The sequence below is a fragment of the Glaciimonas immobilis genome, assembly GCF_011947285.1.
GTDB classification, from domain to species: Bacteria; Pseudomonadota; Gammaproteobacteria; order Burkholderiales; family Burkholderiaceae_D; genus Glaciimonas; species Glaciimonas immobilis.
Genome location: NZ_JAAOZT010000017.1, coordinates 176635 through 202064, shown reverse-complemented (window position 1 = coordinate 202064; position 25430 = coordinate 176635). Strand labels below are relative to the sequence as shown.

At 53.0% G+C, this 25430-nt stretch carries 20 protein-coding genes; 15 read left to right on the top strand and 5 right to left on the bottom strand.

All coding sequences use genetic code 11. From position 1 onward, the window contains the following. Window positions 1-467 precede the first annotated feature (467 nt). Window positions 468-671, bottom strand: coding sequence for a hypothetical protein (locus HAV38_RS20765; protein WP_168057299.1), 204 nt, complete (start codon window positions 669-671; stop codon window positions 468-470). Between the two features lie 662 nt (window positions 672-1333). Between HAV38_RS20765 and HAV38_RS20760 the strand changes: the two genes are divergently transcribed. The 8 genes from HAV38_RS20760 (at window position 1334) to HAV38_RS20725 (ending at window position 11566) form a co-directional block, all read left to right on the top strand. After that, window positions 1334-2512, top strand: coding sequence for a YCF48-related protein (locus tag HAV38_RS20760; RefSeq protein ID WP_168057298.1), 1179 nt, complete (start codon window positions 1334-1336; stop codon window positions 2510-2512). A 133-nt stretch (window positions 2513-2645) separates the two neighbouring features. Further along, window positions 2646-5123: an efflux RND transporter permease subunit gene (locus HAV38_RS20755; protein ID WP_168057297.1), complete on the top strand. Its 2478-nt coding sequence runs from the start codon at window positions 2646-2648 to the stop codon at window positions 5121-5123. A gap of 52 nt (window positions 5124-5175) precedes the next feature. Beyond that, window positions 5176-6141: a VOC family protein gene (locus HAV38_RS20750; RefSeq protein WP_168057296.1), complete on the top strand. Its 966-nt coding sequence runs from the start codon at window positions 5176-5178 to the stop codon at window positions 6139-6141. Beyond that, a complete protein-coding gene (locus HAV38_RS20745; RefSeq protein ID WP_168057295.1) occupies window positions 6135-6992 on the top strand; it encodes an enoyl-CoA hydratase/isomerase family protein in 858 nt (285 codons plus the stop codon). Before HAV38_RS20750 ends, HAV38_RS20745 begins: the two co-directional genes overlap by 7 nt. A gap of 43 nt (window positions 6993-7035) precedes the next feature. Continuing rightward, entirely contained in the window at window positions 7036-7860 is an 825-nt protein-coding gene (locus HAV38_RS20740; RefSeq protein WP_168057294.1) for an SDR family NAD(P)-dependent oxidoreductase, read from the top strand. Between the two features lie 72 nt (window positions 7861-7932). After that, window positions 7933-9210, top strand: a complete 1278-nt coding sequence (locus HAV38_RS20735; protein ID WP_245182492.1) for an MFS transporter — start codon at window positions 7933-7935, stop codon at window positions 9208-9210. Between the two features lie 55 nt (window positions 9211-9265). Beyond that, window positions 9266-10504 carry an NAD(P)/FAD-dependent oxidoreductase gene (locus HAV38_RS20730; RefSeq protein WP_168057293.1) on the top strand — a complete coding sequence of 413 codons (1239 nt, stop codon included), beginning with the start codon at window positions 9266-9268 and terminating at the stop codon, window positions 10502-10504. A gap of 576 nt (window positions 10505-11080) precedes the next feature. Then, window positions 11081-11566 carry an asparaginase domain-containing protein gene (locus tag HAV38_RS20725; protein WP_168057292.1) on the top strand — a complete coding sequence of 162 codons (486 nt, stop codon included), beginning with the start codon at window positions 11081-11083 and terminating at the stop codon, window positions 11564-11566. 482 nt (window positions 11567-12048) lie between these two features. Here HAV38_RS20725 and HAV38_RS20720 read toward each other — a convergent pair whose 3' ends face one another. Both HAV38_RS20720 and HAV38_RS20715 read right to left on the bottom strand, forming a co-directional pair. Further along, window positions 12049-13248 carry a thiolase family protein gene (locus HAV38_RS20720; protein ID WP_168057291.1) on the bottom strand — a complete coding sequence of 400 codons (1200 nt, stop codon included), beginning with the start codon at window positions 13246-13248 and terminating at the stop codon, window positions 12049-12051. Continuing rightward, window positions 13245-13646 carry a Zn-ribbon domain-containing OB-fold protein gene (locus HAV38_RS20715; protein WP_168057290.1) on the bottom strand — a complete coding sequence of 134 codons (402 nt, stop codon included), beginning with the start codon at window positions 13644-13646 and terminating at the stop codon, window positions 13245-13247. Before HAV38_RS20715 ends, HAV38_RS20720 begins: the two co-directional genes overlap by 4 nt. Window positions 13647-13871: 225 nt before the next feature. Here HAV38_RS20715 and HAV38_RS20710 point away from each other — a divergent pair, with 225 nt between their 5' ends. From HAV38_RS20710 to HAV38_RS20690, 5 genes are all read left to right on the top strand, one after another. Next, window positions 13872-14600, top strand: a complete 729-nt coding sequence (locus HAV38_RS20710) for an SDR family NAD(P)-dependent oxidoreductase (RefSeq protein ID WP_168057289.1) — start codon at window positions 13872-13874, stop codon at window positions 14598-14600. 171 nt (window positions 14601-14771) lie between these two features. Then, window positions 14772-15761 (top strand): fumarylacetoacetate hydrolase family protein, encoded by a 990-nt coding sequence (locus tag HAV38_RS20705; protein WP_168057288.1) that lies wholly within the window; start codon window positions 14772-14774, stop codon window positions 15759-15761. Window positions 15762-15886: 125 nt separating this feature from the next. Further along, the gene (locus HAV38_RS20700) at window positions 15887-17284 is read left to right on the top strand and encodes an aromatic ring-hydroxylating dioxygenase subunit alpha (RefSeq protein ID WP_168057287.1); all 1398 of its coding nucleotides are present in this window, start codon (window positions 15887-15889) and stop codon (window positions 17282-17284) included. An 82-nt stretch (window positions 17285-17366) separates the two neighbouring features. Then, on the top strand, window positions 17367-17957 hold the full coding sequence (locus HAV38_RS20695) for an aromatic-ring-hydroxylating dioxygenase subunit beta (protein WP_168057286.1): 591 nt from the start codon (window positions 17367-17369) through the stop codon (window positions 17955-17957). Between the two features lie 65 nt (window positions 17958-18022). After that, complete coding sequence (locus HAV38_RS20690; protein WP_168057285.1) at window positions 18023-18952, top strand: quinone oxidoreductase family protein; 930 nt, start codon at window positions 18023-18025, stop codon at window positions 18950-18952. A 69-nt stretch (window positions 18953-19021) separates the two neighbouring features. On the opposite strand, the gene HAV38_RS20685 is transcribed toward HAV38_RS20690, so the two are convergent. Beyond that, window positions 19022-19768, bottom strand: coding sequence for a hypothetical protein (locus tag HAV38_RS20685; protein WP_168057284.1), 747 nt, complete (start codon window positions 19766-19768; stop codon window positions 19022-19024). A 281-nt stretch (window positions 19769-20049) separates the two neighbouring features. Here HAV38_RS20685 and HAV38_RS20680 point away from each other — a divergent pair, with 281 nt between their 5' ends. Next, window positions 20050-20844, top strand: coding sequence for an SDR family NAD(P)-dependent oxidoreductase (locus HAV38_RS20680; RefSeq protein ID WP_245182491.1), 795 nt, complete (start codon window positions 20050-20052; stop codon window positions 20842-20844). A 203-nt stretch (window positions 20845-21047) separates the two neighbouring features. Here HAV38_RS20680 and HAV38_RS20675 read toward each other — a convergent pair whose 3' ends face one another. Next, window positions 21048-22688 carry an ATP-dependent acyl-CoA ligase gene (locus HAV38_RS20675; protein WP_168057282.1) on the bottom strand — a complete coding sequence of 547 codons (1641 nt, stop codon included), beginning with the start codon at window positions 22686-22688 and terminating at the stop codon, window positions 21048-21050. Window positions 22689-22880: 192 nt separating this feature from the next. Between HAV38_RS20675 and HAV38_RS21725 the strand changes: the two genes are divergently transcribed. Beyond that, window positions 22881-24956, top strand: coding sequence for a TetR/AcrR family transcriptional regulator (locus HAV38_RS21725; protein ID WP_209216837.1), 2076 nt, complete (start codon window positions 22881-22883; stop codon window positions 24954-24956). Window positions 24957-25430 lie beyond the last annotated feature (474 nt).

The following is a 25430-nucleotide window of genomic DNA, read 5'->3' as shown; positions in this document are numbered from 1 at the left end:
CAACAGCAACAGCAACAGCAACAGCAACAGCAACAGCAACAGCAACAGCAACAGCAACAGCAAAGGCCGCAACCAAGATAATCAACCATCCAATTAACAAGGCTGCGGCGGTTGCGGTTGCCGTTGACCTACCCCGTCATAGGTGATGCCGGTTATTTCGGCTGTCAGTCGGGAATTGTCGGAATACATGTCTGAGCCGAAGGCGAGTTGGTATTTCGACCCGACTGATAGTCGAAATAATTGGGGACCCGACCAACGGAAGGGCAGCGCGTCTGCGGTCGCCTTCTTTTTGGTTACTTTTTCTTGGCGAAGCAAGAAACAAGTAACTGGCTGCCGGGCCACCCCCGGCCAGCATCCACGGAGTACTAACCATTTTAGCTATCGACCAACCGAACCAACCAAAATGAATCAACCTCGTCCACGCTCCATTCACAGCCTCAAATTTAATATTCACCACATCAAGCGCACTACGTAATGTGCACCAGATCATAACGGTGTTTAGTTGATGCCATTTGTTCGCGGACGTCGATTGTATGGATGCCGGTCAGGCTGGCTATGCGCGTTTCGATTATGTCCAGGATTGCGGCGCGGGAGGTGCTCATCACTATTGCTGTGATATCGAAGCGGCCCAGGGACAGGCAAAAACAGTCTATATCTTGAAAACCGTTCATTAAACCTGCTTTTGCGACCACACTTAGTTACTAAACAATTTAATTAAATATGTCAATATATGGGCAAAATTAAGAAGAATAATTTGCCATATGTAGAAAAATTAAGGTTAGAATGGTAATCGGAATACAGAATTTGTACGGTAACAATTTATCTGTTCAAAAAGCTGACTATCTTAACGAGACGATGCAAAGACGTCGCTTTTGAGAGTTCAGAGCAGTCTGAATATTAAGAACTCGCTGACGATTGGTAAGTCTGTGAACAGGTTCTTAGATGTGACAATCGTAGGCGATCAGGTCTGGCGGGAGTGCCAGATACTACCGCATGATGGTGAGTCAACAATATAAAAATGGAGATTGAGATGAATCAAAAGAGTGCGCCCACCCTTTTTTCGCGTTCGGGAAAAAGCCCGTTGGGTGCCACTAATTCCTGCTAATTGTTAAGCCTGGACCGGTTGCTACTGCGTCACAGCAGAGCAGCCAACACGCCCCAGAAGGTTGATTGCGCCCGTCGTGAAAGCCACGGTATCGCCCTTTTTCCGTGGCGTGTTAGTACTAACATCGCGGCGTCGATGCACGCTGGCATTAGAAATCATTGGCCGGTTCAGATGTGGCCGACGCTAGCGATGATAGTGATAACAGTAATGAGATTGAGGAGACAAAAAATGCAAGATGTATTTCCTTCAGGGTCGACAGTATTGTGGCGCGTGCTGCGCAGGGCAGCGTGTAGTTCTGTTCGCCGCTTGGCAATGACAACTGCAATGACAGCTGGCGCGCTGGCGCTTTCTTTTAGCGCCGCGTCGGCCTTTGGTGCGACTGCACCCGACGCAAGCTTTAACGATCCACTGACTACTGCGGCAAGTCCATCGTCGTTGGCTACACATAGCTTAATGGTCGGCGTGGCTAAAGCCGGACCGAATCTGGTGGCGGTGGGTCGGCGCGGCCTGATTTTGATGTCTTCTAACGCAGGCAAAAGCTGGACCCAAGTTGCGAGTCCGGTGGCGGCTGATCTGACTGCGATCCGTTTCAGCGATGCTAATCATGGTTGGATAGTCGGGCATGATGCAGTCGTTTTGAAGAGCACTGATGGTGGCTTGAGTTGGAGACGCGCTCTGGACGGTCGTGCCATTCTCAATATCATCTTAAAAACGTATACCGCGCGGAGTGCTGCCGGTGATGCCGTAGCGACAAGCGTTATGAACGATGCCAAAGCCTCGGCGGCCCAATCTGCGACGCCGGGTGTCTATCCTTATCCTCTGCTGGACGTATGGTTCGCCAACAATAGCGAAGGCTTTGTGGTCGGTGCTTTCGGGCTAATCCTCCACACCACGGATAGCGGCGTCACCTGGACGCCCTGGATTGAGCGCACCGAGAACGATCATATGAACCACATATACGCCGTCAACGGCGTTGCCGGACAAGTGTATATCGCTGGCGAGCAGGGCTTTTTACGCCGTCTTAATTCTGCTGGCGACGGATTTGTAAAAATGTCGAGTCCTTACAAGGGATCGTATTTCGGTCTGTACATCCAAAAAGATCTCCTTGTCGCTTATGGCTTGCGCGGCAATGCCTACGTCAGTGTCGATGAAGGCGCGCAGTGGAACCAGGTCAACACTGGCCTATCCGATAATATCGTCGCAGCGTTTCCGGGTAGCGGGCAGGATTTATTATTTGTTTCGCAGGCAGGTGATATGTTGAGCACCGACCGAGTTGGCGGTTCGGCCAAAGCATTCAAGGTCAAGCGCGCCAGTGAGGTGTATGGCGCGGTGCCTAGTGGCGGCGCTATCGTCACAATGGGTCTGGCGGGCATCAATATTGTTAGCCTTCCTGCGACCGCGCCATAAACCTCATAGGCGCGGTTAGCACACGGTTAGCACACAGTTAGCGCACATTAATTAAATGTCACCCGCTTAAATGTCCGCCGTTGCCTTAGGGCGACACGCAAAGACAGTCAAGAAAGAGTCAAGAGAAAATCATATGAGCAGCCATATCGACGAAAGTATTAATATGCCAGCCGTCCGTGACGTGCGCGATTTCGATCGCCAGTCCGGATCATGGCTTGAACGTTTCATCTTCAATAACCGGCCAGTCATTTTGATTGCCTGCCTGCTGGTCACGGTGGTGCTGGGCTTTTTTGCAAGTCGGCTTGAAGTCAACGCCAATTTTGAACGGATGATGCCGACCGGCAACCCGTACATCAAAAATTACCTCACGTACAAAAAAGAGTTACCCGGTCTCGGTAACAGCATTCGCATTGTTGTAGAAAACAAGACCGGCAATATTTACGATCCAGCCTATCTTGAAACGCTGCGTAAAATTAACGACACGCTGTACCTGATCCCCGGCGTTGACCGGTCCTGGATGAAATCGATCTGGATGCCCATTGTGCGCTGGAAAGAGATCACCGAAGACGGTCTTAATGGCGGCGCAGTAATGCCAGCAGACTATAACGGTAGCCCGGAGTCAATCAAGCAGCTACGAAATAATATTGCGCGGGCCGGTATCGTAGGCGCGCTGGTAGCAGGCGATCTAAAATCCACGATGATCGTTACACCTTTACTGGACGTCAATCCTGAAACCCAAAAAGCGTTGAATTACAGCGATTTTTCCGATGCGCTGGAAGCCAAGATACGGGTCTTTCAAAGTCCGACAATCGGCGTCCACATCGTCGGTTTTGGCAAGTTGGCCGGAGACCTGATCTCGGGACTAAAAGAAGTACTAAAGTTCTTTGCAGTATCGGTACTGATCGCTTTCGTCTTTGTGTACTTGTATACACGCTGTATCCGCAGCACAATATTGTTGGTCTCGGTTTCGATCGCCGGGGTAATCTGGCTGCTGGGTTTGATGAAGTTGTTGGGTTATGAACTTGATCCCTATTTAACGCTTGTGCCATTTTTGATCTTTGCCATCGGGCTGTCGCACGGTGCGCAAAAGATGAACGGCATCTTGCAAGACATCGGCCGTGGCACCGATAAATACGTCGCTGCCCGGTATACTTTCCGTCGCTTGTTTTTTGCGGGATTGACCGCACTGTTGACCAATATTGTCGGCTTCGCGGTGCTGGCAATTATCGATATTCCCGTAATCCGCGACCTGGCCGTGACCACCAGTATCGGTATCAGTGTGCTAATTTTCACCAAGTTGATTTTGATTCCGGTAACGCTGTCTTACATCGGTGTTAGCCCTAAAGCGGCGCTGCGCGCTGCCGGTGAAAATAAAGTGGCAACCCCATCCTCCGGCATCCTCGCCCGCGTATGGTTAGGCCTCGACTGTCTGACGCATCGTCGCTGGGCCAGCGTTGCTCTGGTCGCTGGCGGCTTGCTCACCATTCTCTGCGCGATAGTGATGATGCATTTAAAGATCGGCGACCTCGACGCCGGTGCGCCAGAACTGCGCGCGCATTCCCGCTATAACCGTGACAACGCTTACATTACACAGCACTACCAGTTATCAAGCGATCAGTTCGTTGTCATCGTCAAAACGCCCGACGAAGGTTGCCGGATGTATCCAATCCTGCAAAAAATGGACAGCCTGGCCACGATTTTACGTGAGACACCGGGTGTACAAACCACGGTATCGCTGGCTAACATCGTGCCATTTATTACCTCGGGACAATTCGAAGGTAACGGCAAGTGGATGACGATCAGTCGCAATCAGGACATCATTAACACTGCAGTGTCGTCTGCAATCGTCGCTGCGCCTGACTCCACCAATGTAAGTTGTTCGGTGTCCCCTTTGGTCGCGTACCTGGCGGACCATAAGGCCGACACGCTGACCCGCGTATTGAACGCCACCGAAAAATTCTCAGCCGCAAACGATGCCGGACCTAAATCAGCCCAGCCAGTGCAGTTCTTGCTGGCGGCGGGTAGCGCCGGTATCGAAGCAGCGACCAATATCGAAGTTGAAAAAGGCATCATCACCATGTATCTGGCGGTATACGGCGCGACCGCATTGCTCTGCTTGGTGACCTTCCGCAGTATTCGCGCCACCGTCGTTGCGATGATTCCTTTGCTGATGACAACCGTGATTTGCAAAGCCTTAATGGTATGGCTGGGTATCGGATTAAAAGTAGCGACCTTACCGGTGATTGCGGTCGGCGTCGGCGTCGGGGTTGACTACGCGCTGTATTTGCTTAGTGTTCAGTTAGTCATGCAGCGCCGTGGAGAAAGTCTGACTGTCGCCTACCGTCGCTCGCTGGATTTTACCGGCAAAGTGGTGGCGCTGGTCGGATTGACGATGGCCGCCGGAGTAATTACCTGGGCCTGGTCACCGATTAAATTCCAGGCAGATATGGGCATCTTGCTGGCGTTCATGTTTCTGTGGAATATGTTGGGAGCGCTGATTTTGATTCCGGCACTTTCACATTTTTTGCTCAATCCAAAAGCCACTGTTAAGGATCCGGCGTCAGATTTGCCTGTTTCCGAAAAACAATTATCGACAGGCGTTGAGGCGTAACCGATAACCAAACTGCATGTCTGGTATGCACAATAAAATAAGTGGAGAAACTATGTTTGAACTTCTGATGTCTGCGGACATGATGGTATCGGACCCTGATGGGATGACCGAACTGTTGGTGAATAAATTGGGGATTTATAAGCATGAACGGTGGCGACAGGCCTTTGATCATCATCCGTATATTGCGCACTTTTTGCGGGTGCATAAATCGCTGGCGGTAGCGCCAACCCGGGTAGAGCCACAAGTGCATCTGGACCGTCCTAATCCGGGTGATCCTTTATTTCATGAGTTTTTGCAAAGTCTTGAGAGCTATCAGGGTAAGCATCGTCCGTTGCAAACGCACTCGATTGTGCTGGCGATGAATGGCGTGAAATTCGATAAATTTGTTGAAAATTTGATGCGCCGTCGCCTGCCATTCCGTATGGCGCAACGCACACCAGAAATGCCATTCGATCGTCTCTGGCTTGGCGTGACGCCAGAAAATCCGCGTTACCAGCCGTCCGTTGACGGCGGTTTGTGCATTGAAGTGATGCCGATGGAGCCGTTGCAAATGCCAGCAGAAACCTTCGCGATCCCAGCGCCGCAAGCGCGGGACCCTAAGCCCGGTGATATGTTGCGCGTGACGGCACGTGGCTTTCTGGTGCGCAATCTCGATGATACATTAAGCAAAGTCAGTAAAAATCTGGATTGGGAGCCAGTCGGTGCAGTGGAATCGTTTGCGCAGGAAGGCTATCGCCGCGCGCGCATGGGCTTCACACTGCCAAACAGCGCGTCGCTAGACGTGATCGAGGCGACCAAATGGGATTGCGACGCCGGACATTATGTCAACAACTGGGGTCCGGGACCGTATTACATCCGTATTGGTGTGCACGGTCTGGCAGCTAAGGCAGAAGACCTGCGTGAACGCGGTACCAAATTCACATGGATTGAGGCGTCGGAATCAGTCGGCGGCAAGCCATTGATCCGGATTGATCCGCAAGAGTTGCGCGGGCAGATTTTTGAGTTCGAAGAATGCTAACCAGCCACTCCGCGTCGGTGGGACAAACCGATGGCGGAACACACCGGGAGGGGATAGAAGTCACCGCTATCAACGCTTCCGTTCTGATTGAGCGCGATGGCAAAATCGGCTGGGTGGTATTAAATCGTCCGGGCCAGTTGAATGCGATTAACGACGAAATCCGGATTGGTATCCCGCAAGCGCTTGAACTGCTGGATGCGGACAAAGAAATACGGATTATCGTATTTCGTGGAGAAGGCACGCGGGGCTTTTGCGCCGGTGCCGATATCAAAGAAAAACGTGCCGCAGAGACTTCCATCGAAGTACGCCAGCGCATAGAAAAGAAGCGCTGGATCGAGGCACTGGATAAAGTCGGTAAGCCGATCATCGCTGCCATTCACGGCTATTGTATGGGCGGCGGTATGGAACTGGCGCTGGCCTGCGATATCCGATTTGCTGCGCCTGACGTGGTGTTTTCGGTCCCGGAAACCGGTCTGGGATTGATCCCCGGCGGCGGCGGTACCCAGCGTCTGGCACGCGTTGTCGGACCCGGCCACGCGCTTGACTTGTTGCTGACTGGTGACCGCATTGGCGCTACGGAAGCCAAGAACATTGGCCTCGTCACGCGAGTATCTTCGAGCGCCGAACTATTGGTTAATGAAGTCCGCGAGCTGGCATTAAAAATTGCCAGCAAGTCACCCGCCGCGACTATGTATGTCAAGCGTGCAGCCCGTGATGCGCTAGACCTCGATCTTAAGACTGGTTTAGATCTTGAGCTGAATTTGTTTGCACTATTGGCTCCGACCATGGATGTCAAAGAAGCGGCTTTAGCCTTTAGCGAAAAGCGCGCGCCTGTCTTTACTGGCAGCTAATTACTTAATGTGCCCGTCGTAGGCTCACACCCGAGAGAACCTGATGAATATTCGTAGATTAGAAGGCAAAGTGGCCGTTATCACCGGTGCCGGTGGTGGACTGGGTGCTGAATGCGCGCGCGTGCTTGCACTGCACGGTGCAGCTATCGCCGTGGCCGATATTGACATGGCTGGGGCTGAATCGGTCGCCGCAGCTATCGTGGAGCAGGGCGGTCAAGCGCTCGCACTGTGCGCAGATGTGTCGTCCGAGGAAGCAGTAGCGGCCATGGTCGCGGCAACGGTCGAACGCTTTGGTCGCATTGACGTGCTATACAATAACGCCGCCATTTTGAATTCCGCCCAGCGCGCCGCTGATCGGGATATCTGTAATATGGATGTCAACGCCTGGGACCGTGCGATGGCAGTGAACCTGCGTGGTGCAATGCTTTGCTCTAAACATGTGATACCGGTGATGTTACGCCAGGGAAACGGCTCGGTCCTTTTTGCTACCTCTGGTTTTGGTGCGCAAGGAGATTTGACGCTGTCAGCCTACGCCGCTTCAAAAGCTGGCGTCGCTATGCTCAGCAAGTCGATTGCCGCGCAATATGGCAAGCAGGGAATTCGCTCCAACGCTATTCAGATCGGACTGGTGGAGAACGCCGGTCATCCGCTGCCACCGGAAATCAAGACAATCCTGTTGGATAATCATTTGACGCCAGCACTGGGTACGCCACGGCAACTGGCTGATATCGTGGTCTTTTTTGCGAGTGATGAGTCGTCCTTTATTACCGGACACACGCTGGCGGCGGACGGCGGATTTTCGAGTCACACGCCATCTATGGCGGCGATGCGTGGATTTTTTGAGAAAGTTGGATCGAATACTTTGTAAGCTAACGGGTTGACTCGGCGCAACGGCACTGCGGTTCCACGGTAAAAGAATACTATTTTTAGGAGAACGGGCGTGCAAACTGCCGAGTCATCAATCCCCGCTTCTGGAGTCGCCTCGGCGGCTCTCGATCTGACCGAATTCAAACTTGGCTGGCGAGCACTGCTAGTCGCCATTGTGGGCGTCACCACCAGCGTGAACGCGACCTTATTGTATGGCTTTGGTTCGATGGTGGTGCCGCTGGAAAAAGCATTCGGCTGGACCGCGGCGCAACTGCAACCAGCGATAGCATTTTTGTTTCTGGGCGCGATTATTTCTTCGCAGGTTGTCGGCTGGCTAAACAAGCGTTTCGGAATTCGTCGGGTGACATTGTTTTCGCTGGTGACACTAGCTTGCGGGTTTTTGTTGCTAACCCAGATTGGCGGATCCATCTGGACCCTGTATCTGGGCTTCACGCTGATTGCGTGGGCAGGATTTGGTACGTTGCAGGTCACATGGACACATCTTATCAATCTCTGGTTTGAACGCAACCGCGGATTGGCGCTTGCGCTGACCTTATCCGGTACCGGGATTGCTGCGATTGTGATGCCGCCGCTGATCACGACGGTGACCCAAAAATGGAATTGGCAGGCCGGCTTTATTACGATGGCATTGATGGCAACCGTGCTGGCAATTCCGTTAGTGTTTTTCTGGATGACCACCGCTGCGCCAGGCAAAAAAGCGCATCCCGAAGCAGTTAAAAGCGCTGCAAAACTGATCGATCTTTCAGGCCTGACATTTCGGGAAGGATGCCGCTCGCGCAAATTTTGGGCCTGTAATGTTGCATTAACGCTGGCAGTATCGGCAATTCTGGGAATCGTCACAAACGGCGTACCGCTAATGCGCTTTCGCGGCATTTCTGCAATTGAAGCCAGTCAGATATTTAGCAGTTTCGGTATCTCGCTCATTTTAGGTCGCGTTGTCGTTGGTTACCTGGTGGACCGCCTTTGGGCACCGGGCGTTGCCGCCGTAACATTAGCTTTGTCTGCGTTGGGTTGCGTGCTGTTCGGCATGGTCGGGTCCAACGTTCCGTTGCTCATAGGGGCGACGCTGCTGGTAGGGATCGGTGCCGGTGCGGAGTTCGATCTTGCTGCCTATCTGGTTTCCCGCTATTTTGGCTTGCGGGACTATGGTCGCTTGTTCGGCTTGCACCTCGGGTTGATTACAGCGGGTGCCGCAGCGTCGCCAATATTGTTTGGCGCGATGTTCAAGATGACGGGGTCCTATACCGCTTTGCTGAGCTATTGCACGGCCTGCTTTATCATCGGCCCTTTATTATTGTTGACCCTTGGGCGCTACCCGGCCCCAAAATAGCCGTACCATAGCCGTACCATAGCCGTACCGAATATTTTTAATTGAAGGAAATTTCATGTCTGTTGCGTCTGTTGCGTCTGTCGTTATTGTCGGGGCCGGTCAGGCCGGTTACCAGGTTGCTGCCTCTTTACGTCAGGAGGGATTTCAGGGCGAGGTTACTCTGATCGGCGATGAGGCTGGTTTACCATACCAGCGCCCGCCGTTATCTAAAGCCTACATGCTGGGCAAGATCGGCGTGACCAACTTGCGCTTCCGGCCTGCCGAATACTACGCTGAACACCGGATTACGCTAGTCAATGAAGCGGTCAGCGCAATTGATCGCACCAACCGTCGCGTCAGCCTCGCTTCGGGCGCAGCTATCGGTTACGACCATCTGGTACTGGCAGTCGGCGCGCACAATCGTGTGCTTCCGGTGCCGGGTGCCGACCTTGATGGAGTATTCGGCCTTAAGACGATGGTTGACGCCGATGCATTGATACCCCGACTAAAAGACGTCCGCAATGTGATTGTCATCGGCGCTGGTTTTATCGGTCTGGAGTTTGCCGCTGTCGCTTCTGCGCTAGGTGCCTCCGTACACGTGCTTGAACTCGGTGACCGTCCGATGGCACGCGCCGTGTCGGTGGAGATGTCCGAGGCATTTCGCGCCGCCCATGAATCATGGGGCGTCCATTTAGATTTTCATCAGGGGCTGACGCAGATTGAGGGCACTGACGGCAAAGTGACCGGCGTTGTAACCACGGACGGTCGCAAGCTGCCCGCTGATCTGGTGGTGTTTGGCATCGGCGTCATTCCGAATATCCGACTGGCAGCAGAGGCCGGTCTGGATATTGACAATGGCATCAAGGTCGATGCAAATCTGCTGACACAGGATCCGTCGATTTCTGCAATTGGCGATGCAGCCGCCTTTCCGAGTCATTTGGTAGACCGTTATATTCGCTTGGAATCAGTACAAAATGCAGTGGATCAGGCACGCAATGTTGCGGCGCGGATAGTCGGAAAGCCAGCGCCTTACAGCGCATTACCATGGTTTTGGACCGACCAACGCGATTTGAAGCTGCAGATTGTCGGCTTGCATGACGGGGCCGATGCGACCGTTGTTTTAGGCTCCGCGGCAGACAAACAGATGTCTGTTCTATGTTTCAGGCGCAACCAGTTGGTGGCTGTCGAGACGTTGAACCGCCCCGGCGATCATATGGCGGCGCGGCGCGTTCTGGCCCGAGCACCGCTGCTTACTCCGCAGGTAGCGAGCGTGGAAGGTTTTGATTTCAAGGCGTGGGAACTGGTAAATAAATAGTGCTTTTCCCCTTTCTTTTACGCATCAAATTGTCCAAATCCACCACAAAAAAATTTTTAAGCAAATGTACGATTTTCAGAAGTCAACGACGGATAGTCCGTATACAGTAGCGACGAATCAAGATTAACAATTTTCAACACGGCTGACGCCCGTGCTGACAGTATCCACTTGCCCTAGTCGGCTATCTTTCGTGCTCAATTCTGACCAAACATTATGCCAATTCCTAACGTAAATCCCATATTCCCTGCCTGCAATTCTCATAAAACTGCGTTAAACCTGAAAAACAATCGACAGAACATTAAGGGTAGCTATCGACAAAATAGCCTGGGTAAACGCGTCACGGGCGTTAGTCCGGCTGCGCCCAACCTATTTTCTGTCGCACAGGTAAGCAGTGAAAAGAGTAAAAACTCCACCATAAGACCTATGGTCGTGAAGCAAGGATTCGATCTTTTTATGTGGAGTCGGAAAAAGGTGCAGAACATCAACAGAAAAGAAATAATACCAAAACAAGAATTAGCAGCCCATACAAAACACTATGCTAGAGAAGACGCCACCAAACAAGGGCAATTAACTCCTATGGCTCTCCGCATCATTGCCACCGGCGGCACATTTGATAAACATTACGACGAAATCAAGGGCAAGCTGACGTTCTCCGCCAGCCATTTGCCCGAGGTGCTCGCGCGTACGCGCATCACTGCCGCACATGCGCTAGAGGAGTTGCCACTGCTGGATTCGCTCGATATGCAAGATATCGACCGCGGTCGTGTACTGGCATCTTGCGTGAACGCGGCGGAAGAAGCCATCGTCATTATTCACGGGACCGATACGATGCAAGAGACCGTGGCTGTTCTGGGCGCGGCCGGGCTCCCCAAAGCGATAGTGGTAACGGGTGCCATGATTCCGTACAAAGTCGCCAATTCGGATGCCTTGTTTAATCTGGGCTATGCGTGCGGTGCCGCGCAGTTATTGCCGCTCGGTGTCTATGTCGCAATGAACGGAACAGTATTCGATTGGAACAAGGTTCAGAAAGATCGTGTCGCGGGTGTTTTTAAGGCGATTTAAAGAAAAATTATTCTTTGACGGTCGGTGAATTTTAGGTCGACAGGACGCGAGGCCCCAATTGGGCAATTTTCCTTCAATATTGTTTCCCCTTGTGTTAACTCGAAGAGGGATGTTCTACCTCGCTCTAGAAATACTATATCCGTAGATAAACATTCAGGTGCATCTCCGACAGCCTTGCCGATATTAGGGATTGGCCCGACGACCCTTGCATGGATACTGGCGGCGCTGACGACGTTGGCGCCGTTTTGCGTCGATGCTTACCTTCCCGCATTTTCCAGTATTCAGACTTGGTACCATTGTTGCTGTGTTTTGGCGCGCGTTTTTATCGGCGGTTTTTACCCGCCATGGCGGTGGCTTGATCAGATGAAGGTGGGACTGTTACGCCGACGATGCCGGCGTAACTTATTGGCGTAACTTAATGACGTAACTCATTGGTGTAACTCATTGGTGTAACTCATTGGCGTAACTTATTGGTTGAACAGTTAGTCTCTCACTAACAATAAACTTCCTCCAAGTGGTCCGCCGCCAGCGGCCGTCACCGCAACCTGATGCGGTGCAACCTGTCGTTCACCGGCGCGTCCCCATAGTTGCAGACATGCCTCGTGCACGTAGCCCAAACCGTGCGTGCGTCCACCCGACAGTTGTCCACCATTTGTGTTGAGTGGCAATATCCCATCACGGGCAATCCGCTGACCGCCTTCAACGAAGGCACCGCTTTCTCCGCGTCCGCACAATCCCAGTGCTTCGAGCCAGATCATTGTCAGAATCGAAAAGCCGTCATAAAGCTGCGCCGACCCGACATCGGAAGGCTTCAGATCGGTGCGTGACCACATCATCCGCGCCACATCGAAAGTCGCCATTTCGGTCAGCGATATCTGATCCCACGACCATGGCTGATTTAACGCAGCACCGATAGCCTCGATCCGGATCGGCGGGTTCGGTCCATCCTTCGCAGCATCCACCCGTGACAGGATAATCGCGGTCGACGCATCGCAATGCACGTCGCAATCAAGCATCCTTAACGGGCTGGAAATCATCCTTGACGCCATGTAATCGTCCAGCGTCAAGGGCGTACGGTATACCGCTTTAGGATTCACTGCGGCATTGCGACGGGCGTTAATGGCAATTTGACCAAGTTGCTCGGAGGTGGTGCCGTATTCATGAAAGTGGCGCTGCGCGTACAAGGCCATCAAATTGATGCCGGAATGTACATTAAATGGCGTATGCCATTGCCAAAAATAACTGGTGTCGCGACCAACGGTTTTATTGCTGAGCGCGCCTGCGGTCTTGTCGGTCAGGCGTCCGGTTGACTCAGTGATTGTGCGAAATACCAGCACATGGCGGCACAGACCGGTAGCAATTGCCATCGCCCCGTTGATCAGACCGGTCAAGGGACCGGGGCCTTCGTAACCACCGCCGAACCAGTTGACATCAAGGCCAAGCACACTTTTTAAGGCGCTCGGACCGACCGGCGAAAAACTATTACCGTTGTTATTGTCGCCAGGCCAGCATGCCACACCATCGATATCGCTGCGCTCAAGGCCTGCATCGGCAATCGCCTCAAGGCAGGCATCGACGGTGAGTCGCATTGCCGATTTGGAAGAGGGACGCCCGACTTCGGACTGGCCGATGCCGCTAATGGCGACATCTTTCTCAAACAGACGATCAAACTGGTTGCTCATTGCGCATCCTTTTCAAATAATGGGAGCCAGACGTCTTCTATCTGCAAAAAAGTCACATGTACCGGCATGTCGATGGTGACCTCGTCTGGCGCGCAATCAACAATATTGGTGACGAAATGCAAACCTTTTTGGTCGGCTAATTCAACGATCGCCACCACATACGGCACCTCCAGGCCGGGTATCCATTTTTGATGGTTGATGCTATAGCTGAGAACCGTTGCTTTTCCAGAAACCGGGCGCGGGCCCACCTCAAAACTGGCGCAGTGGGGGCACACCGGTGCCGGGGGGTGGAACCAGGTATTGCAGGGCGCGCAGTGGTATATCAACAGTTCGCCGTTTTTGCCTCCCTGCCAGAATGCAGTGTTTTCAGCGTTCAATGCGGGCAGCTTCCTGCTCATGATGGCGTCCTCTGTTCTGTTTTGCGATGTCAGGTATTGTAGTGTAATATCAGTACATATTTCTTAAATATGTCTAATAACTGTAATGTCAGGGCTTACTGCCGAATTCCCGCTCTTTTTGCGTTTTGTTCGCGCATAGCGCCGTGCGGTACGCGCCGATTTTCAGTGGTTCTTCTTAGCGCCGCTTTTTTATCTTCATATTAAATTCTCATGAGTAACTTATTTATGTCTACCCAACTTCACGGTAAAAACGTTGTCGTTACCGGCGGTTTCGGCGTCCTTGGGCGCGCCGTCGGTGCGTTATTGGTTGAGCGCGGTGCGCGCGTTATCCTTCTGGATCGTGCCCCGGTGCCTACTGGTGCGGAGGCCCCAGCCATTGCTAATCTGATACGCCTCGGCGATGTCGATCTTTCCGATCCGGCAGCGGCAACCGCGGCGTTTAATACCGTCTCGGAACAATTGCGCACCATGCAAGGCAGTCACTGTATCAATGCACTGGTCAATGTCGCCGGCGGCTTTAGCTGGGAGACCATTGAGGCTGGCAGCATTGACACCTGGGACCGGATGTATGCAATGAATCTGCGCACCGCCGTTGTCAGCGCACAAGCCGCGTTGCCGCATCTGTTACTGGCGCATGGCGGAGGCCGGATTATCAACACCGGAGCACTTGCCTCACTGAAGGCAGGCTTGGGTATGGGTGCCTACGCGGCGTCTAAGGCTGGCGTGGCACGCTTTACCGAAGCACTCGCGGAAGAGCTTAAAGACCATGGTGTGACGGTGAATGCAGTCATGCCCAGCATTATTGATACACCCGCCAATCGCGCCGACATGCCGGACGCTGACGCCAGCCGCTGGGTGACGCCGCAAGCATTAGCGGCTGTTATCGCCTTTCTGTTGTCCGACGATGCGGCACCTATCACTGGTGCATGTCTCCCTGTCGGAGGCCGCGTCTAAACCGCTGCGATCAGTCCTGATCGATGGCGATGTGTATTAACTCACCGTCTTTTTTATAACATTGGCAGCCATTTCGTCAGTCGGCCAATGCGTTATTTATCGCTATAAAATTTCTTTTTACCAGCATCAGCGCCGCGCCTAACGTCGCAGCGCCTACAGGAGCCATCGGGCATGAGACTCGTCACATTCGTAGATTTACAAGGCATGCAGCGTTCCGGCGCGTTCATTAATAGCGACCAGCAGGTCGTCGATTTTCAGGCCGCCTATGGGGACATTTATGGTGGCGCGCATCCGGCGCTGGAAAGCATTCAGGCATTGGTTGATGCGGGCGAACAAGGTCTGGAACTGGCGCGGCTGCTGGTTACGCGGGCACCGATAGTCTCCGTGCGTCAGCGTGCGGATGTAAAGCTGCGCGCGCCCATTCAGCCGCCGCCACAAATGCGTGACTGCTCTTGTTTCGAGTTGCACTTAAAGCAAAGTTTTGCGGCTGCGCGGCGCGCTCGCGTCAAGCGTGAGCCGGACCCGGAAGCCGCATTGAAGGCTATGAATACAGGTGCAGACGATCGGGTGATCGAGACCTTTAATCGCCAGCCGATTTATTACAAATGTAACCGGTTTGCGGTGATCGGTGCCGATGAAGATGTCATTTGGCCGAGTTATTCCAGGGCGTTGGATTTTGAATTGGAATTTGGCTGCTACATCAGCAAGCGCGCGAAAGATGTCAGCCGTGACGATGCACGCGACTTCATTCTCGGCTACACGATCTTCAATGATGTCAGCGCACGCGACGCCCAGGCATTAGAAATGTCCGGCATGCTTGGCCCTGCTAAAAGCAAGGACTTTGATACTGCCAATGTGATGGGGCCTTGTCTGGTAACAGCCGATGAGATTGAAGATCCCTACAACCTGACCATGATCGCACGGGTCAACGGGGAAGAGTGGGGACGGGGCAATACACGCGATATGCGATGGCAGTTTGAGGATCTGATTGCGCACATCTCGCGCTCCGAGACGCTTTATCCTGGTGAGTTTTTAGGGTCCGGTACAGTCGGTAACGGTTGTGGTCTGGAGCAGTTGCGCTACCTGAAACCGAACGATATCGTGGAGCTGGAAGTAGAGCAAATCGGCATTTTGCGGACGCTTATCACCAAACCAGAATGAGGCACTTTATAAAAAGTTGTCCATAAAATACGCTAATTTATTTTAAAAATTATACAGAAACGATAAAACTGTCATATATAATAATTCGGCAGATTAAACCCCATATAAAAAGCAAGGAGACGGAGATGTTGACGAACACGAGTACAACGCTGCGCGACGGTACCAGGATCACAGATTTAATTAATCCGGCAACGCGCGAAGTGCAAATGCGGACATTGTCCGATCCCGAACTGTACGATTTGGAGATGGAGCGGATCTTCTGTAAGACCTGGCTGTTGTTGGGGCATGAGTCAGAAATCCCTAAAGACGGCGATTTTGTATTGCGCGATATGGGTTCCGATTCTGTCATCGTGGCCCGCCACAATGCAGATGTCGCTGTTACGTTAAACGTCTGTCCACATCGTGGCATGCGGGTTTGTACTGCCGATGCAGGCAATACCAAAATCCATAAGTGTAATTATCACGGCTGGGCTTTCCGTCCTAACGGCGACTTCATTGGCGCGCCGGTTGAGCGCGAAATGATGCACGGCAAGATTATGCTGAAAGAAGAACTTGGTCTGAAAAAAGCCCGTGTTACTTTATATGGCGGTTTGATTTTTGCTACATGGGATATCGGCGGCCCATCATTTGAAGAGTTCCTTGGCGATACCAAGTGGTATTTCGACATGCTGTTTCAGCGCAGCGACCGTGGTCTGGAAGTCCTCGGGCCGCCACAGCGCTTTATGGTGCGCGCCAACTGGAAGACCGCCGGCGAGCAATCTGCTGCGGACGGTTTCCATACATTGACTTTGCATCGCTGGTTGGGTGAAGTCGGCAACTATGCCAAAAAAGATGCCGGTACTGAAGGCAGTGATCTAAGCCCAGAAATGGTCGGCGTTGAAGTCAGTTCACCGCACGGACACGCGCTGCGCTGTATCGATCTGGCCAGAAAAATTGTCAAGCTCACCGGTCTGAATCCAGCCGAGTTGTCGCTCGATGAAAAGCTCAATGCGCTGCCGCCACCAGGCGTGACCAAAGAAATGGTGCCGCAGCTAAAGCGTAACCTGAGCGAAGATCAGCTCAAAGTAATGGTATCAATGCCGCCACAGGTTGGTGGAATATTTCCGAACATCCTGTTTGCCTTTGTTTATATTCCGCAATCAGACGGTACCGTGGTCGGCTTAACGCTGATCCATGCTTACGTACCGCGCGGTCCGGACAAGCTGGAATTCATCAACTGGATTTTGGCCGAGCGCGACACACCACCAGAAATGCGCCAAAAGATGCTGGAACAAAGTATTCAGTTGTTCGGTACTTCGGGCATGGTTGAGCAAGACGATTCAGATACCTGGCCGCACATGACGGTCTCCGCAAAAGGTGCGATGGGACGCAAATCAACCCTGAAGTATCAGGCGATGTTTGAGACCGGCGCACCAGAAGGCTGGCCGGGCCCAGGCATTGTGAACGAAGGCTTTACCAAAGATGATACGCAGTGGCATTGGTGGACTTATTGGCACGAGCTGATGACCAAAGATAATATTTAATCAGCTTGTAAACCGGTCGGATCGAGCAGGGTTTAATAAACGCCTGGTCCGATTGGCGTCCACCAAATTTTAGGAGTATTGCATGACATTAGCAGAAACCAGTTCCGGCGTTGAGGCGGTTGCCTCCCCGGCTACTGCAGAATTTCAACCGCAGCGCATATCGGTCGGTGCGGATATGTATAACCGTTTGACAGAATTTTTGTACGACGAAGCGCGCCTGTTAGACCAGATTCGCCTGAAAGAGTGGACAGAGATGCTCGATACCGATCTTCTCTACACCGCGCCGCTGCGCGAGACACGCTCATTGGTCGATCAGGCTAAGTCGATCATCCGCACGGTACAGCATTTTCACGACAATTATCGCTCGATCATGGGTCGCGTTGCACGCCTGACGGCGACTAAAAGCGCATGGGCAGAAGATCCGCCGTCACGTACCCGTCGTCTGGTGACGAATGTATTTGTAGAGACTACCCAAATAGCCAATGAATTTTCGGTACGAAGCTACATGCTGATCACTCGTAGTCGTTTTAATTCGGATGAGTTTGATCTGATTAGCGGCGAGCGCCATGACGTCATCAGACTGACGGAGAGCGGCGCTTTTAAGCTGGCACGACGTGAGATTATTCTTGATCAGGCAGTCTTGGGTACGCCTAACCTCGCTATATTTTTGTAATAAGATTTACGCAAAGTGGATGGAACACTGCGCGTAAATTCACCCAATAATTTCAGGGAAATCCAATGCGTGCAGCCGTAATTACCGAGCGTGGTGCTCTGCCGGTAGTAAAAGAATTTCAAGATCCCGCACCGCAAGACGGCGCGATTTTGATCGACGTTGATACTGCCGGATTAGGTGGTTGGGACGTGTTGGGCGCGTATCGTCTTGGCGTTGCTTACCCTTGCGTGATTCGGGGTGAGGGCGTCGGACGCGCACCGGATGGACGGCGCGTGTATTTTGGCGAGCGCGCGGTACTGCCATTTGGTGCCTGGGCCGAGCGGGTTTTGGTGCCGCAGGAAGAAGTGTGGGATGTTCCTGATCATATCGACGACAACACCGCCATCACCATGGGAATCGCTGCGACCGGAGCGCTTGTTCCGCTTGAATTCGCGAAGATCCAAAAGGGTGAGAATGTACTGATTTTAGGCGGTACCGGCACACTTGGCCAAATCGCGCTGCAACTTGCCCGTTATCTGGGTGCCGGGCGGGTTGTGGCTGCGGCGCGCAACGCGCAGGCGCTGGATCGCTTATTGGAAAGAGGTATCGCTGACGCCGTTGTATGTCTGGATGGCACGGATAATGCCGCTGCATTGAAGGCGGCATCTAATGGCGGCTTTGATGTCGTGCTTGATCTGGTCTGCGGGCAACCGATGCTGGACGCGCTCAAGGCCACCCGTTGGGGTGCGCGCATCCTGACCATAGGCACGGGCTCTGGCCGCATCGTTAATCTGGACATCGCCGATTTGCTGTTCCGCACATTGTCTTGCATCGGCACCGGGCAGCGTCTGCCTGCTGATCGGCGCGCTATCTGGGAGCGTTTGTTGACCATCGCTGAAGAGCAAAAGATTGTCGTCGATTACTCTACCGACTTTACGCTGGATCAAGCCGCGGAGGCGTGGGCAGCGCAAGTTGCTGGTCCTCACGCAAAAATTACAGCGATTATTAACCGGTAGTCCGCAGGCTGACGTTATCGCAAGTTATCGCAAAAGGCACCGGTTGCAGACCGGTGCCTTTTTTTCTATTTATTCGCTTTGCTTAAAATTGATCCAGTCTTGATCCACAGCGCAAAGCAATTCTGGCGCAACCGTAAAATCCAGCGTCGAACCGATTATCCGTAAGCTTTGAGCGGCCCGATCCACTTGCTGGGCGTAACAATTGCCGCTGGCAACGGCGTTTTTCATCAGGTCAAGATCATGCTCGCGACCACGCGAGATCACCATGCATCGCCGCAGCACTAAAGCCGCCTCGGCCTCATCTTCGGGCAGCGTCGTCAATGCCCAGCGCGCCATGCCTTCGCGCAGATTGATGCCTGCGTAAGGCGCTGGCGACAGAATGATCGTGTTCTCGATTTGCCATTCCAATAAGTCAATGCCGTCACGCACCAGTTTGCCAGAGGTGCGGATGCCAACCCGGCGCGGTACTTCGATGTCATAGCGACGATGTTGAATACCGCGCTTGGCGGCCGCAATCGCAAGTCCCGCCAAATCCAGCATGTGCGTGCACTGGACGCTGGCGTCCGTGGCGCGAATGACTGAGTTGGCGACCGAATTAAGCGGCATATCTTTCAAAGACATCAACTCGCCGCTTGCTGCCGGACAACTCGTGTAGGGATTTCTGAGCGAGTAGCCAGCGACGTCAGTGACGATCCCGTCCTGATGAAATACTGCCACCCGAAAATGATGGAAGTCATCCTCCAACACCGCCCTTGCTTCTCCACGGTCACCATAAGCGTTACTCGCTATCTGGATCCGGCGTCGAAATAAAGTCATGTCTAATATCCTGTAGTAGTAAAATCTGCTCAAATTGTTCGGCGGCGCTAGCCTTGGCGACGGTATTTTGAAATTTTATTTAACCGGTTTATATCGTCTTTCAGGGGCTGAGGCGGTCATTTCTACATCGATTTTGTATAGGGCTGAGTGACGTTTATGGTGCGATTGCAGCCCTGTTTGCTGTCTGGAACAAAATAGCTAAAACCGTCAAATCTTAACCCTCTATATTGTACAATATTGTAGAATATGTGCATAAATTAACGTAGAGGAGACATATGGGCATGCTCGATAATAAAGTCGCTTTGATCACAGGCGCGGGCGGTGGCATCGGACGTGGCATAGCGCGCCGGTTTGCGCGCGAAGGCGCAGCATTGATTTTGGCGGAAATCGATCCGGTCAGCGGCGCAGCTGTCGCCCGCGAAGTGGAAGAACTGGGCGGGCGCGTGGTCTTTATTAAAACTGATGTTTGCGTAAAGGCTGACGTCGTAGCGGCGGTGCAGATGGCCGTTGACACGTTTGGCGGATTGGACATTCTGATCAATAACGCCTTTGCGCCAACCCCAAATGTGCTGATGGAAGATAAAACCGACGCCATGATGGCGCAGACGTTGAACTCAACTATCTGGGCAGGCTGGTGGTCCATGCAGGCGGCGATGCCGCACATGCGCGCCCGCGGTGGCGGAAAGATTGTCAATTTTTTCTCGATTGACGTCGAGATCGGCGCCTGGTTGCATGCGGATTACAACACGGCCAAGGCAGGTATTCTCGGCCTGACGCGCAGTGCCGCAGCCGAGTGGGGCCGTTTTAATATCACCGTCAACGCGATTGCACCAACCGCGATGGGGGCGACCTTCCATAAGCTTTGTGCGGACAATCCAGGTTTTGCAGAGCGCTCGGCGGCCATGCGACCGTTAGGCCGCAGCGGCGATCCGGAGATGGATATTGCACCAGCGGTACTATTTTTGGCATCCGATCTGTCGTGCTACATGACCGGCGAAGCAATCCACGTGGATGGCGGATTACATATGCCAGGCTACAACTCGCGTCCGGCACATGTGCCGGTCAGGGAATATTAAGGCGTACGTGCTCAGCCCCGAAATTTGGGGCTTTTCGACATGAATTTTGGATACGGTTGAGGGTAAAGATTGGGATTGGTCTTTAGACTGAAGACCAGAACTAAAGCTGAAGACTGAAGTAGTTAAAACGTTGTGGGAATTGATTTTGTAGGAGAGATGCAGGCCAGACGACCTCGCAGAGCGAGGAAGTCTGGCCGGGGTACTTAGCGTTTGGCGACCTTGATATCGGTGTCTTCCAAATCCCAGGTGGTGCTGGTTTTACCTTCGTCCCGCAGTTCATACTTCAGCACCCGGCCTTGCGGGTTCTTCGGTAATGTCTCGCGGAACTCAATGTAGCGCGGCAACGCGTAGTAAGGCACTGCATTGGTGGACCAATGGAACAGCGCTTCTGCGCTCAGTGTTGCACCCGGCTTCAGAATTGCGGTGACTTTAACGTCATCTTCACCCTTGTCCGACGGTACTGCATGCACGGCGACTTCGGCGATGTCAGGGTGGGATGCAAATGCTGTCTCCATTTCAAAACTGGAGATGTTTTCGCCACGGCGGCGTAAGTAATCTTTTTTGCGGTCAACGAAATAGAAGAAACCATCATCGTCAAATTTGCCAATGTCACCCGTATGCAGCCACATGTTACGCATGACTTTCAGCGTATCTTCCGGACGCCGCCAGTAGCCCTCGAACATAATGTTCGGGCGCAAAGGACGCACCACGATCTCGCCCGGCGTATTGGGTGGCAACTCGCGGTCAAGGTCATCGACAATACGGACATCAAAATCAGGAATACGTTTGCCCGACGATCCCGGTGCCGCATATTCTCCAGCTGGCAACGACGTGATGACACAGGCTTCGGTCAAGCCGTAACCGTTGCCGCCGACCTGACGTGCGCCAAAGCGCTCGCGCCAGATGCCCTTGACTTCTTCTGTGAACGGATTGCCGCGTACAGTATGGATTTGACCGTGGCAACGCTGCATGGCTTCGCTATCCGCGGCTTGCGACAACAATCCGCCCATGCTGCCCAGAATCGAGGCGATGGTAGCGCCGGAGCGTTCTACTTCTGGCCAGAAATTGGATACCGAAAAACGTGGCACAATCGCGACGCGTGCGCCGACCAGAATATTGGAAATAATGCCGACTGCCAGCGCATTCAGATGAAACAACGGCAACGGCGTGATCGTCACGTCTTTCTCGGTCGCAGGCCCGGCACGCAATTGCAGACGCGCCAGATTGCACATGAAGTTGTAGCTCAACATGCAACCCTTGGAGGGGCCAGTGGTGCCGGAGGTATAAATCAGGCACGCCAGATCAGACGGAGCAGGTTTAATCCTAAGCGGCGTGTCATCAACGCCACGATGCGCATCAAGCGGTGCCAGCGCAATACTGCAGTCGATTGCCTCTTTACTGGTTCCGCGCTGAAGTATCAGCTTGACGTCGGGCAGGCCTTTTCCGATGTGGGCCGACTGAGCAATTCGCTGCACATAATCGGTCTCGCAAATGACCAGCGCCGTGCTGGCATCGGCAATCTGGTGACGCAGGAACTCGCCGCGCAACGCCGTATTGATCGGCACGCTGACGGCACACAACTTGTTGACGGCAAGCCACGTAATCACGGCATCAATGTTGTTATCAAGCATGGTCACAACAGTTTGTCCGCTGGTCACGCCGAGCGCCGTGAGGGCGTTAGCCATCCGGGTAGAGAGTCTATCTACTTCGCCGTAGGTGGTCAGCGCACCGCTGAAATCAAGCAGAACACGGTCGGGATGCGCGGCCACGGCGCGCTCCAGCGCAGCGATGACGGTGTCCTGTTCTCCCACTGCCCATGTGGCGGCGGATGCCAAATTAGTCATGCTTGTCTTCTCCAGAGCGCGCCTCCAGAAGAGGCAATGGGTTAATATTATTTTGAATTGAGAAGAGTATTCTAATATGGAATTAAGTAATGTGTCAGCTAGAATAATTGGTTCGACTGTGCGAACATCCATTTATCGATGTATTTACAGGCATTTTTTTTTAAAGAAACAAGTAATGGAACGGAGTCGGACATGAATAACCGCGAGCGTAAATCTGATACTACGACCGCGACTGAGGACAGTTTGCCAGGCCCGGGCAATCGGGAAAAGCTCGCCAAAGCCCGAGGGGACAAAAAGTCGATGCCTATAAAAGAAGTTACCGACGTTGTCAACGCGACAGTGCCAGTCCGGGAGCCGGGACGCAACAAGCGTTCAGCCGATACCATTGATCAGATATTAGCCGCCGCCGAGCAAGTTATCCTGGAGTCTGGCGTGGACCGTGTCGCCATCCAGAATGTGTGCGAAGTCGCAGGTATCTCGCGCGGCACCTTTTATCGCTATTTTTCTTCTCAAGATGAGTTACTCGATGCTTTTTCCAAGCATAAGCGCGCCCGCTTCCATATGGCGCTGCATGCGGCCACGGCACCCTACCTGACGCCGACAGATCGCTTCAATGCCCTGATCTCATATCTGGATAATTACCTTAAGCATAGTAAAGCCCGTCGCCTGCTGGAAGTCGCGCCTGAATTTGCATTCAAGTTTTTTAATCGTATTTTTCATGATTCTGTGGAGCGGTTCCAGGAAGTTTTAGACATTGTGTTTGATGCATGGGATGCACAACTCGGCGTGCGGATTGATCGCGAGCTGGTGTGTGAAATGCTGATCCGTTATGTACTGAGCGAACTGCTGGTACCAAGAAAAGGTGATCGCCGTCAGTTGCTGGCGCAGATCGCACAAATGACTCAGGCGATTTCCCGCGGTGGTGATCTTTTGCCGCTGGCGTTGGCGCACCTGCCTCAGAAAGACACACGGCTTGTGCCGATGCTCCCGACACTCGCCGGTCCCAGTATCGATGCGGCCAGCGAACCGGGACGCAATCGGCGCTCCGAAAAAACCATCGATCAAATTTTGATCGCTACCGAGCAAGTCATTCTGGAGTCCGGCGTTGATCGCGTTTCCATTCTGTCAGTCTGCGAAGTCGCGGGCATTTCACGCGGCACTTTTTACCGCTATTTTTCTTCGCAGGATGAATTGCTTGAAGCGTTCACCCAGCATAAGCGGGAAGTCTTTCATCAGGCTTTGCTAATGACGACGGAGCCTTACAAAGATCCGGATGAGCGTTTTGTCGCATTGGTCGCGCATCTTGATAATTTTCTTAAGGGAACTAAAGCCCGTCGTTTATTAATGGTCGCACCGAAATACGCATTCGGATTTTTTCAACATGCTTTTCTGGATTCGCTCGACCGATTTCAAGACGCGCTGAAGATCGTCTTCGACGCCTGGGATGAACGTTTGGGTGTGACCCTTGATCGGGAGCTGATTTGCGAAATGTTAATCCGTTACGTGCTGAGCGAATTGCTGGTGATGGGCGAAGGCGACCGCAAGCAGTTACCGCAGCGCATAGGCAAGCTGATCAGCAGCATCGGAAAAGGTTCTGAGCGCCCCAGTGGTGAGCAAACACCGGTGGCCGCTAAAGCCGCAGTGCGCAGCAAGACGGGTGCCGAATTAACCATGCCGCCACAGCGTGAGGCTGGTCGCAATCGTCGCTCTGATGTCACCATTCAGGAGATTATTGCGGCGGCGGGAGAGGTGATTCTGGTTTCTGGCGTCGATCGTATTTCGATTTTGGCGGTGTGTGAAGTCGCGGGTATTTCGCGGGGTACTTTTTATCGGTATTTTTCTTCGCAGGATGCGTTGCTTGATGCGTTTACTGAACACCAGCACCAGCAATTTCATCGGCGGCTAATAGAGGCCGCCGCGCCGCATGACGATCCTGATAGCCGGTTTGACGCGGTGATGGCGCATATCGATCAGTTTCTGCGGCATGGGAATGCGCGACGGATTTTGACCGTGGCGCCGGAATATGCGCTGGGGTTTTTTAAGCGGATGTTTGGTGAGGCGGTTAGTCGGTATAAATCGGTGCTGGATATTGTGTTTGATGCCTGGGATGCGCAACTTGGGATTCAGATTGATCGGGATCTGGCTTGTGAGTTTTTGGTGCGGTATATTCTTAGTGAGTTGTTGGTGCCTAGTGTGGGGGGGGAGGTTTTGTTGCCGGTGCGGGTGGGGATTATTATGCGGGGGATGGTTGGTGCTCGGGGCAAATAGAGCGGGTTATGGTTAAGGTCGATTGGCGCTAATTGAAGCGGTTAGTGCTCCGTGGATGCTTGCCGGGAGTGGCCCGGCGGCCAGTTACTTGTTTCTTGCTTCGGCTAGGCGCCCCCGCAGAAAAAGTAACCAAAAAGAAAGCGACCGCAGACGCGCTGCCCTCCCGTTGGTCGGGTCCCCAATTATTCCGACTATCAGTCGGGTCGAAATACCAACTCGCCTCCGGCTCAAACATGTATTCCGACAATTCCCGACTGACAGCCGAAATAACCGGCATCACCTATGACGGGGTAGGTCAACCGCAACCGCAACGGCAACCGCCGCAGCCTTGTTAATTGGACGGTTGATTGTCTTGGTTGCGGTTCTTGACGTTGCCGTTGCTGTTGCGGTTGCCGTTGAAGTGGCCCTTGACGTACCCCGTCATTGGCGCTGCCAAGTGTTTTAGTCATCAAGCGGGAATTGTCGGAATACATG

Bases quoted from the DNA above. Each gene is read 5' to 3' on its own strand.
- HAV38_RS20765 (WP_168057299.1), bottom strand. From the start codon at position 671: ATGAACGGTTTTCAAGATATAGACTGTTTTTGCCTGTCCCTGGGCCGC.
- HAV38_RS20760 (WP_168057298.1), top strand. From the start codon at position 1,334: ATGCAAGATGTATTTCCTTCAGGGTCGACAGTATTGTGGCGCGTGCTG.
- HAV38_RS20755 (WP_168057297.1), top strand. From the start codon at position 2,646: ATGAGCAGCCATATCGACGAAAGTATTAATATGCCAGCCGTCCGTGAC.
- HAV38_RS20750 (WP_168057296.1), top strand. From the start codon at position 5,176: ATGTTTGAACTTCTGATGTCTGCGGACATGATGGTATCGGACCCTGAT.
- HAV38_RS20745 (WP_168057295.1), top strand. From the start codon at position 6,135: ATGCTAACCAGCCACTCCGCGTCGGTGGGACAAACCGATGGCGGAACA.
- HAV38_RS20740 (WP_168057294.1), top strand. From the start codon at position 7,036: ATGAATATTCGTAGATTAGAAGGCAAAGTGGCCGTTATCACCGGTGCC.
- HAV38_RS20730 (WP_168057293.1), top strand. From the start codon at position 9,266: ATGTCTGTTGCGTCTGTTGCGTCTGTCGTTATTGTCGGGGCCGGTCAG.
- HAV38_RS20725 (WP_168057292.1), top strand. From the start codon at position 11,081: ATGGCTCTCCGCATCATTGCCACCGGCGGCACATTTGATAAACATTAC.
- HAV38_RS20720 (WP_168057291.1), bottom strand. From the start codon at position 13,248: ATGAGCAACCAGTTTGATCGTCTGTTTGAGAAAGATGTCGCCATTAGC.
- HAV38_RS20715 (WP_168057290.1), bottom strand. From the start codon at position 13,646: ATGAGCAGGAAGCTGCCCGCATTGAACGCTGAAAACACTGCATTCTGG.
- HAV38_RS20710 (WP_168057289.1), top strand. From the start codon at position 13,872: ATGTCTACCCAACTTCACGGTAAAAACGTTGTCGTTACCGGCGGTTTC.
- HAV38_RS20705 (WP_168057288.1), top strand. From the start codon at position 14,772: ATGAGACTCGTCACATTCGTAGATTTACAAGGCATGCAGCGTTCCGGC.
- HAV38_RS20700 (WP_168057287.1), top strand. From the start codon at position 15,887: ATGTTGACGAACACGAGTACAACGCTGCGCGACGGTACCAGGATCACA.
- HAV38_RS20695 (WP_168057286.1), top strand. From the start codon at position 17,367: ATGACATTAGCAGAAACCAGTTCCGGCGTTGAGGCGGTTGCCTCCCCG.
- HAV38_RS20690 (WP_168057285.1), top strand. From the start codon at position 18,023: ATGCGTGCAGCCGTAATTACCGAGCGTGGTGCTCTGCCGGTAGTAAAA.
- HAV38_RS20685 (WP_168057284.1), bottom strand. From the start codon at position 19,768: ATGACTTTATTTCGACGCCGGATCCAGATAGCGAGTAACGCTTATGGT.
- HAV38_RS20680 (WP_245182491.1), top strand. From the start codon at position 20,050: ATGCTCGATAATAAAGTCGCTTTGATCACAGGCGCGGGCGGTGGCATC.
- HAV38_RS20675 (WP_168057282.1), bottom strand. From the start codon at position 22,688: ATGACTAATTTGGCATCCGCCGCCACATGGGCAGTGGGAGAACAGGAC.
- HAV38_RS21725 (WP_209216837.1), top strand. From the start codon at position 22,881: ATGAATAACCGCGAGCGTAAATCTGATACTACGACCGCGACTGAGGAC.